The 8,033-nt window shown below is 65.7% G+C and carries 7 protein-coding genes; 5 read left to right on the top strand and 2 right to left on the bottom strand.

What is annotated here, in order from left to right; translation table 11 throughout:
• Positions 1-127: 127 nt before the first annotated feature.
• The 5 genes from ACFTR6_RS11105 to ACFTR6_RS11085 all read left to right on the top strand — a co-directional run bounded on the left by ACFTR6_RS11105 (position 128) and on the right by ACFTR6_RS11085 (position 6,387).
• Positions 128-790 carry a DUF5134 domain-containing protein gene (locus ACFTR6_RS11105; RefSeq protein WP_377957958.1) on the top strand — a complete coding sequence of 221 codons (663 nt, stop codon included), beginning with the start codon at positions 128-130 and terminating at the stop codon, positions 788-790.
• A 159-nt stretch (positions 791-949) separates the two neighbouring features.
• The gene (locus ACFTR6_RS11100) at positions 950-2,455 is read left to right on the top strand and encodes a glyceraldehyde-3-phosphate dehydrogenase (protein ID WP_087871722.1); all 1,506 of its coding nucleotides are present in this window, start codon (positions 950-952) and stop codon (positions 2,453-2,455) included.
• Between the two features lie 7 nt (positions 2,456-2,462).
• Entirely contained in the window at positions 2,463-3,488 is a 1,026-nt protein-coding gene (locus tag ACFTR6_RS11095; protein WP_377957957.1) for an ATP-dependent 6-phosphofructokinase, read from the top strand.
• Between the two features lie 37 nt (positions 3,489-3,525).
• Positions 3,526-4,119 carry a histidine phosphatase family protein gene (locus ACFTR6_RS11090; protein WP_377957956.1) on the top strand — a complete coding sequence of 198 codons (594 nt, stop codon included), beginning with the start codon at positions 3,526-3,528 and terminating at the stop codon, positions 4,117-4,119.
• Positions 4,120-4,227: 108 nt separating this feature from the next.
• On the top strand, positions 4,228-6,387 hold the full coding sequence (locus ACFTR6_RS11085) for a transglycosylase domain-containing protein (RefSeq protein WP_377957955.1): 2,160 nt from the start codon (positions 4,228-4,230) through the stop codon (positions 6,385-6,387).
• A gap of 63 nt (positions 6,388-6,450) precedes the next feature.
• Here the strand turns inward: ACFTR6_RS11085 and ACFTR6_RS11080 are convergent, their stop codons facing one another.
• Both ACFTR6_RS11080 and ACFTR6_RS11075 read right to left on the bottom strand, forming a co-directional pair.
• The gene (locus ACFTR6_RS11080; RefSeq protein WP_377957954.1) at positions 6,451-7,182 is read right to left on the bottom strand and encodes an ANTAR domain-containing protein; all 732 of its coding nucleotides are present in this window, start codon (positions 7,180-7,182) and stop codon (positions 6,451-6,453) included.
• 29 nt (positions 7,183-7,211) lie between these two features.
• Positions 7,212-7,994, bottom strand: coding sequence for a DeoR/GlpR family DNA-binding transcription regulator (locus tag ACFTR6_RS11075; protein ID WP_076799354.1), 783 nt, complete (start codon positions 7,992-7,994; stop codon positions 7,212-7,214).
• Between the last annotated feature and the right edge of the window lie 39 nt (positions 7,995-8,033).

Below are 8,033 nucleotides of genomic sequence, written 5' to 3'. Positions count from 1 at the left end.
AGCACCCGGGGACCACCTGTATCCACCCCCAAAACTTCCTTAGTCTTCGGTCCCCGGTGCTGACGGCACCCGCACCGGGGACCGAACCCCACCCCCGACCCACCCAGACAGTAGGGCGTGATCGAACGTGTTCCATATCCCCGCACTCACCTGGACCCTCACAGCCGTCCTGCTCATCGCCGGAAGCTACCACCTCGCCCAGGCAGTCCGCGCCCGCCACCTCACCGACCGGGTCAACAACACCCTCCACGCCCTCATGAACACCCTCATGACCGCCATGCTCTGGAACCTCGGCCCCTCCACCCTGCTCGCCCAAATCGCGATCCTGACCGCCGCCGCGCTCTGGTTCACCCTCCAGGCCGTCGCCCGCCCCGAATTCAAACTCCTCTGCGCCGGCAACCAAGGCAGACTCAAATGCGCCTACCACAGCCTCACCATGGCCGCCGCCGCCACCATGATCACCCTCATGACCACCCACACCCCCACAGCAACCACAACCGGGACCGGGACCGGAACCGCAACCACCGCAGCGGGCACCCACACCGCCCACCACGGCAGCGCCTACACAACCACCGACACCACAACCACCGCAGCCCTGGGCAACACCCCCGCCATCGCCCTCACCCTCGTCTTCGCCGCCGCCGCAACCACCTTCCTCATCCTCATCCTCCGCCACCGCACCACCACAACCACCCACCACGGCCGCAAACACCCCACCCGCACCGAACACGCCCTCGAAGCCCTCGGCGCCACCACCATGGCCCTCATGTTCGCCACCATGACCACCTAACCCCCCCCACACCACCTACCCAAAAGGGTCGTTTAAAACCATCCGGAATTAGCGTTTCCCCGCCCCGCCAATGGCAGGACGATGGATGTCAAGCCCCTCTCTGGACCATCACACGAGCTAGAGCTCAACCAGACCACACCCTTTTGGAAAGGCAGTCCGATGCTACATACCTCTGATTCATATCTTGATGCGTGGATGGGCCGGGAAGCCCTCGCCGAGGCTATGATTCCGGTGATCGGTCAGCTGTACCGTGAAAACAACGTGGTGACCAGCATCCATGGCCGGACGTTGGTCAACAAGTCCACCATGAGCATCCTGAAGGCGCACCGTTTTGCCCGCCGGATCAGCAAGGACGAGCTGCCCTTGGAAGAGACGGCACCGCTGCTGAACACACTGGCCCAGCTGGACCTGGGTGCCGCTGCCATCGACATCGCCCGGCTGAACCAGAAGTTCAAGGCCGACGGCGGGGACCGGACTCTGGAGGAATTCCTCCGCGCCGAACTGGCCGAGGTCGTGGGCAAGCGGGGCGCCGACGAGCGCACCAGCACCGACGTCGTGCTCTACGGCTTCGGCCGCATCGGCCGCCTCGTGGCCCGCCTGCTCATCGAAAAGGCCGGCGGCGGCCACGGCCTGCGCCTGCGCGCCATCGTGGTCCGCCGCGGCTCCGACAACGACCTCACCAAGCGCGCCAGCCTGCTGCGCCGCGACTCCGTGCACGGTTCCTTCGAAGGAACCATCCGCGTGGACACCGAGGCCAACACCATCACGGCCAACGGCGTCCGGATCCAGGTTATCTACTCGGACAACCCGGCCACCATCGACTACACCGCCTACGGCATCAAGGACGCCCTCCTGGTGGACAACACCGGCCGCTGGCGCGATGCCGAGGGCCTGTCCCAGCACCTGCTGAGCAAGGGCGTGGCCCGCGTACTGCTAACCGCGCCGGGCAAGGGCGACCTGAAGAACATCGTGCACGGCATCAACCACCGCGACATCACCGATTCGGACCGGATCGTCACGGCTGCCTCCTGCACCACGAACGCCATCACCCCGGTCCTGCAGGCCCTCAATGACAAGTACGGCGTAGTCCACGGACACGTCGAGACGGTCCACTCGTTCACGAACGACCAGAACCTGATCGACAACTTCCACAAGGGCGACCGCCGTGGACGCTCCGCCGCGCTGAACATGGTGATCACCGAAACCGGCGCCGCCAAGGCCGTGGCCAAGGCACTGCCCGAACTGCAGGGCAAGCTCACCGGAAGCTCCATCCGCGTTCCCACCCCGGATGTGTCCATGGCCATCCTGAACCTGAACCTGGAACGCGGCACCACCAAGGACGAGGTCAACAACTACCTCCGCGAGATGGCGCTGCACTCGGACCTGCGCCAGCAGATCGACTACATCGACTCCCCCGAAGTGGTCTCCACCGACTTCGTCGGCTCCCGCCACGCCGGCATCGTCGACGGCCTCGCCACCATCTCCAACGACAAGAACCTGGTGCTCTACGTCTGGTACGACAACGAGTTCGGCTACAGCTGCCAGGTGGTCCGCGTCATGGAGGAAATGGCCGGCGTAAACCGGCCGTCATTCCCCGCGGCGGATGTCGTCGAGGAGGCAATGTCCGTGCTTGCTGCCGCGGAACCGGCCACTCCCACGATTTGAGCTGAACATGAAAATTGGAATCCTCACCAGCGGTGGCGACTGCCCCGGACTGAATGCTGTCATCCGCGGCGCCGTCCTCAAGGGCATTGCCATCCACGGCCACGAATTCGTGGGATTCCGTGACGGTTGGCGCGGAGTGGTTGAGGGAGACGTCATCGACCTCCCCCGGACCACGGTCCGCGGTATTGCCAAGCAGGGCGGCACCATTCTGGGCACCTCCCGGACGAACCCGTTCGAGAACGGCGGTGGCCCGGACGTCATCAAGTCGCACATGCACCGCCTGGGGATCGATGGCATCATCGCCATCGGCGGCGAAGGAACCCTTGCTGCCGCCCAGCGCCTCACCGACGCCGGGCTGAAAATCGTCGGCGTCCCCAAGACCGTGGACAACGACCTCGACGCCACCGACTACACCTTCGGCTTCGACACCGCCGTCCAGATCGCCACCGAAGCGATCGACCGGCTGCGGACCACCGGCGAGTCCCACCGCCGGTGCATGATCGCCGAGGTCATGGGCCGGCACGTCGGCTGGATCGCCCTGCACGCCGGCATGGCCGCAGGCGCCCACGCCATCCTCATCCCGGAGCAGAAAGTCAGCATCGAACAGATCGCCCAGTGGGTGAAGGAAGCCCATGCCCGCGGGCGCGCCCCGCTGGTGGTGGTGGCTGAAGGGTTTGTTCCGGACCACATGGAGTCACCGCACTCCGAGCGCGGCCTGGACACGTTCGGACGGCCCCGGCTTGGCGGCATCGCCGACCAGCTGGCCCCGGAAATCGAAACCCGGACCGGCATCGAAACCCGCGCCACCATCCTGGGCCACATCCAGCGCGGCGGCGTCCCGTCCGCGTTCGACCGCGTCCTGGCCACCCGCCTGGGCATGGCGGCCGTCCACTTGGTGGTGGAGGGCCGCTGGGGCACCATGGTGGCCCAGAAGGGCACGGACATTGAACACGTGGGCTTCCAACAGGCCCTTGGCCGCCTCAAGACTGTCCCGCAGCACCGCTACGACGAAGCTGCGGTGCTGTTCGGTTGAGCAGCGTTGTTCGGTTGAGCGCTCCTGTTCGGACACAATGGATGGCATGACCCTCACGACTTTCGCCCTCATCCGCCACGGCCAGACAGACTGGAACGCGCAGCGCCGGCTGCAGGGGTCCAGCGACATCCCGCTGAACGACGTCGGCCGCGGGCAGGCGCGGAACGCCGTCGCCGCGCTGTCCGGGCAGGAATGGGACACAATCGTCTCCTCGCCGCTGCGCCGCGCGGCGGAAACCGCCGAACTGATCGCCGCAGGGCTCGGGCTCACGGTGGCCCGCCATGTGCCGGAGCTCACCGAGCGCAGCTTCGGACTTGCCGAGGGCCTGCAGGCGGGCCCGGAGCTGGAGGCATTGCGCATCCCCGGAGGCTTCCGCGGCGGCGAAAGCGACGAGGAAGCGGCCTCCCGGGGCCTGGCCGCCCTGGAGGCACTGGCCGAGGAGTTCCCCGGACGCCGGGTGCTGGTCGTAGCGCATGGCACGCTCCTCCGCCTGACCCTCAGCCTGGCCACCGGAAGCACGCTGCACAGCATCGATAATGCCGTGCTGAACCTGGCCCACCACCACGTCGTCGACGGCTGGCGGCTCGAATACTTCAACGGCGAACCGGTAGTAGAGGCGGTGCACGGCTAGCGGTTACGGACGCCGCGTCCTGCCTTTTGCCGCACCCGCGGCTCTGGCCCGGCCGCGGCGCGAAGCGTATCCTGAAGGCACGCTTTTTTTGGGGTGTGAACCGCAGTCATGGTACGCAAAAGCTTGGCATCGCGATCTCATACGGCCCTGGCAAGGATGCTGGGGTTCGTGCTCCTCAGTTGCCTCTGTGGCGCCCTGGTGGCCGCATACTTCGTTCCCCAGATTGCCGCCGCCGGCGTTGCCGTGAGCGGCACGGTCAACTTTTACAGCGGCCTCCCGTCGGAACTGGCTGTGCGTCCCCCTGCACAAACCACAAAGATCCTGACGTCGGACGGGAAACTGATCGCGTCGTTCTACGAGGAAAACCGCGTCCGCGTTCCGCTGAACAAGATATCGCCATATGTCAAGAACGCCGTAGTCGCGATTGAAGACAGCCGCTTCTACGACCACAGCGGCGTTGATCCCATCGGCGTCCTGCGGGCGCTGGTGACCAACGTCTCCGGCGGGGAGCGGCAAGGGGCATCCACGCTGACGCAGCAGTACGTCACCAACGTGGCCAACGAAGCCAAGATCACGTCCGGACGCGAGGACGAGGTGGTCCTCAGCGGGGACAAGACCATTGGCGACAAGGTGCGGGAAATGAAGCTCGCGATCGAGCTGGAAAAGAAATTCACCAAGGACCAAATCCTTGAGGGCTACCTCAACATCGTGTTCTTCAACCGCAGCGCGTACGGCATCGAGGCTGCCGCGCAGCACTTCTACAGTGTTTCCGCCAGCAAGCTCAACCTGCCGCAGGCCGCAATGCTGGCAGGACTCGTCAACAGCCCGAGCCTCTATGACCCTGTAACCAACCCGGAGAACGCCCTCAAGCGCCGCAACCTGGTTCTGGATGCCATGCTGGAGCAACGCAAAATCACAAAAAAGCAGCATGACGCAGCGGCCGCCACCGGCGTGGGCCTGAAGCTCCGTGTCTCCAAGCAGGGCTGCGCCGCCGCAACCATCGCCCCTTATTTCTGCGACTACGTATCCCACCTGATCCTCAATAACCGGGCCTACGGGTCGGATGCGGAAGCGCGGGAGCAAAGGCTGCGCCGCGGCGGCCTCACCATCAGGACTACGCTGGACAGCCGGCTGCAGGCGGCGGCACAGGCCCAGGTGAACTCCACCGCCGGGGCCAACCCGGGCAAGTGGGGTGCTTCGCTGGTGACGGTCCAGCCAGGCACCGGCAAGATCCTGTCGATGGCGCAGAACACGGTATTCCTTCCGCAGCGCGGCAAGTTCGACACCCAGCTGAACTTCAACGTGGACGCCAAGGATCCCAACGGCAATGACCTCAACGGCGCCGGCGGGTTCCAACCGGGCTCCACCATGAAGCCGTTCACATTCGCCGAGTGGCTGCACCAGGGACGGAAGATCACCGAGGTGGTGGACGCCTCGCGGCGGGAGTACCCGCTGGGATTCCGCTGGCGGGACTCGTGCGCCAAGGTGGTCGGCGGCTACAGCAGCAAGCAGCGCGCTGCGGGCCTGGAGACCGCGGACGATCTGCAGAATGCGTCAGCGGGCTACTACCGCAAGATGCCGGCCGATTACGGGCTTTACAACTCCATCAACACCGCCACCTTTGCCGAGGTGGCACAACTGGACATCTGCGGCATCCACAAGATGGTCAAGACTCTCGGCCTGCACAGCGGCCTCGACGGGTCCGAGATCAACATGCACCAGCTGGGCAACATACTCGGTGGAACTGCCGTGTCGCCGCTCACCTTGGCGATGGCCTTCGCCACCTTCGCCGCCGACGGGCGCTACTGCGCGCCGATTGCCATCCAGCGCGTCACCGACTTCGCCGGTCGGACCCTGTCCAGCCAGCAGCCGGCATGCCGGACCGCCGTGGAGCCGAATATTGCCCGCGGTGTGAACTCGGTGCTGCAGGACGTGCTCAAGAAGGGTTCAGGCGTGTACATCAAACCGAAGGTCCAGAGCAAGGTCCCCGTGGCGGCCAAGACTGGCACCAACAACAGCAACGGCGCCACCTGGGTGCTCGGCTACACCACCGGCCTCGCCACCGCGTCCTTCTTCGGGGATGCCCTGAACGGCCAGAAACGGCCGGGCAGGAACATCACCATCAACGGCAAGCACTACGACCGCATTGATGGCTACATGATCGCCGGGCCGCAATGGGCCAACTACATGCTCAAGGTAGCCAAGATGTATCCGGCCAAACCGTTCCCCAAGCCCCCAGCGTCCATGATCCGCAAGGGCGGCAAGTAGCGCCGGAACTGCCGGCAGCCGCGCCTACTCAAAGCAGCAGGGCCTACTCAGAAGCAGCAGGGCCTACTCGAAGTGCGTCTCGACATCTGATGCGGAGAGCCTGCCCAGGAGCTCCACGGCCACGTCACGCAGCTTCTGGTTGCGGTTGCTGGAGACCTTGGCCAGGATGTCCATGGCTTCCTTCTGTGAGCACCTGTTCTGCGCCATGATCACCCCGCAGGCCACGTCGATCGCGGTCCGGCTCTGCATGGCGGCCTCGAGGTTCTGTGCACGCGTCTGGGCATCACCCATCCGCACGGAGAGGTGCAGCGTGCGGCTGGCCAGCTCCCCAAACTCCACTGCCTTGTCGAAGAGTTCGGCGGTGAAAATGCCCGGTGCCGAGCCGAAGAAGTTCAGCGCCGCACTGGTCCCCTCCCCGATGTCGAGGGGAACGCCCAGGGTGGAGTAGACGCCTTGCTCGGCGAGCCGCCTCTGGTACTCGGGCCACCGATCGTCCGTGTTGACATCGTTGAGCAATTCAGGGGCCATGGTGAACAGAGCCCGGATGCAGGGTCCGTCCCCCACGCGCTGCTCGATGTGGTCCAGCTCCACCGCACGGGGGCTGCTGCCGGCAACGGTGGTGGTATGCCTGCGCCGCTTGAGCGTCACAGCGCACTCGATGCCGGTACCGGCCAGGCCGCTGAGCGTGGAGGCGGCGAACGCGGCCAGCCCGTCAAGGAAGTTGTCAACGTTTTCGGCTCCAATCAGGATGTCCTGAAGTTGGAGTACAGCCGTTCCCTCGTTCGCTTCGGTCATTCCACAATGCTAGACGCCAAAAGTCCGCTTTAGGCTGCCTGCTCCCCCGTTTGGACCAGCTGCACACGCACGCCCGCATCCCTGAACAGTGCCACCTGGCCGGGGTCTGCGCCGGAGTCCGTCACAAGGGTCCACGGCAGGGCAAGTTTCGCCCACGCGTGGAACGGGCGTTTGCCCAGCTTGCCGGAATCCGCCAGGACATAGACCGCGTCACCGCGCCGGGCCATGAGCTCCTTGAGCCTGGTCTGTGCGTGGTCAGCTTCGCAGAGCCCGTCATCAGCCGTGACGGCGTCCGCGCCCAGGAAGACGCGGTCGAAGCTCATGCGTTCCAGGGCCGCCTCCGCCAGGGGACCCACAAACGTCTGGCTCACGCCGCGCAGCCGGCCGCCAAGGCAGTCCACCTGGATCCCCGGCGAGTCGGCCAGCTCCTGCAGTGTGTTGATCCCGGGGGTGGTGACGGACAGGTTCTCCCGTCCGCGCAGGGCGTGTGCCAGGGCGCCGACGGTGGATCCGCCGTCGAGCAGGATGTTCTCGCCGTCCTTCACCTCGGCAGCCGCCCAGGCCGCGATCGCGTGCTTTTGCTCGTATGCCTCGCCGGTCCGCTGCCGCAGGGACGGTTCGGGGTGCGCGCCCAGGGCCACGGCCCCGCCGTAGGTCCGGGCCAGCTTCCCCTGTTCGTTCAAATGGGCGAGGTCCCGCCGGATGGTGGAGGCCGTGACCCGGAAATGCCGCGACAGTTCCTCCACGGACGCCAGCCCCGTGGTGACGGCGAGGTGGTAGATCTCTTCGCGCCTGGCTTTGGCGGTGGTCATCTGTGGCTCTCCTTTGCTGTCACCATCGTAGGGGTCGGG

Source organism: Arthrobacter sp. NPDC057009 (assembly GCF_042673905.1).
Taxonomy (GTDB): domain Bacteria; phylum Actinomycetota; class Actinomycetes; order Actinomycetales; family Micrococcaceae; genus Arthrobacter.
The sequence above is the reverse complement of the archived record's forward strand: the minus strand, read 5'-3'. Positions and strand labels throughout refer to the sequence as shown.

Excerpts from the sequence above, each read along its gene's own strand:
- ACFTR6_RS11075 (WP_076799354.1), bottom strand. The coding sequence starts at position 7,994 with ATGACCACCGCCAAAGCCAGGCGCGAAGAGATCTACCACCTCGCCGTC.
- ACFTR6_RS11090 (WP_377957956.1), top strand. The coding sequence starts at position 3,526 with ATGGATGGCATGACCCTCACGACTTTCGCCCTCATCCGCCACGGCCAG.
- ACFTR6_RS11100 (WP_087871722.1), top strand. The coding sequence starts at position 950 with ATGCTACATACCTCTGATTCATATCTTGATGCGTGGATGGGCCGGGAA.
- ACFTR6_RS11095 (WP_377957957.1), top strand. The coding sequence starts at position 2,463 with ATGAAAATTGGAATCCTCACCAGCGGTGGCGACTGCCCCGGACTGAAT.
- ACFTR6_RS11080 (WP_377957954.1), bottom strand. The coding sequence starts at position 7,182 with ATGACCGAAGCGAACGAGGGAACGGCTGTACTCCAACTTCAGGACATC.
- ACFTR6_RS11085 (WP_377957955.1), top strand. The coding sequence starts at position 4,228 with ATGGTACGCAAAAGCTTGGCATCGCGATCTCATACGGCCCTGGCAAGG.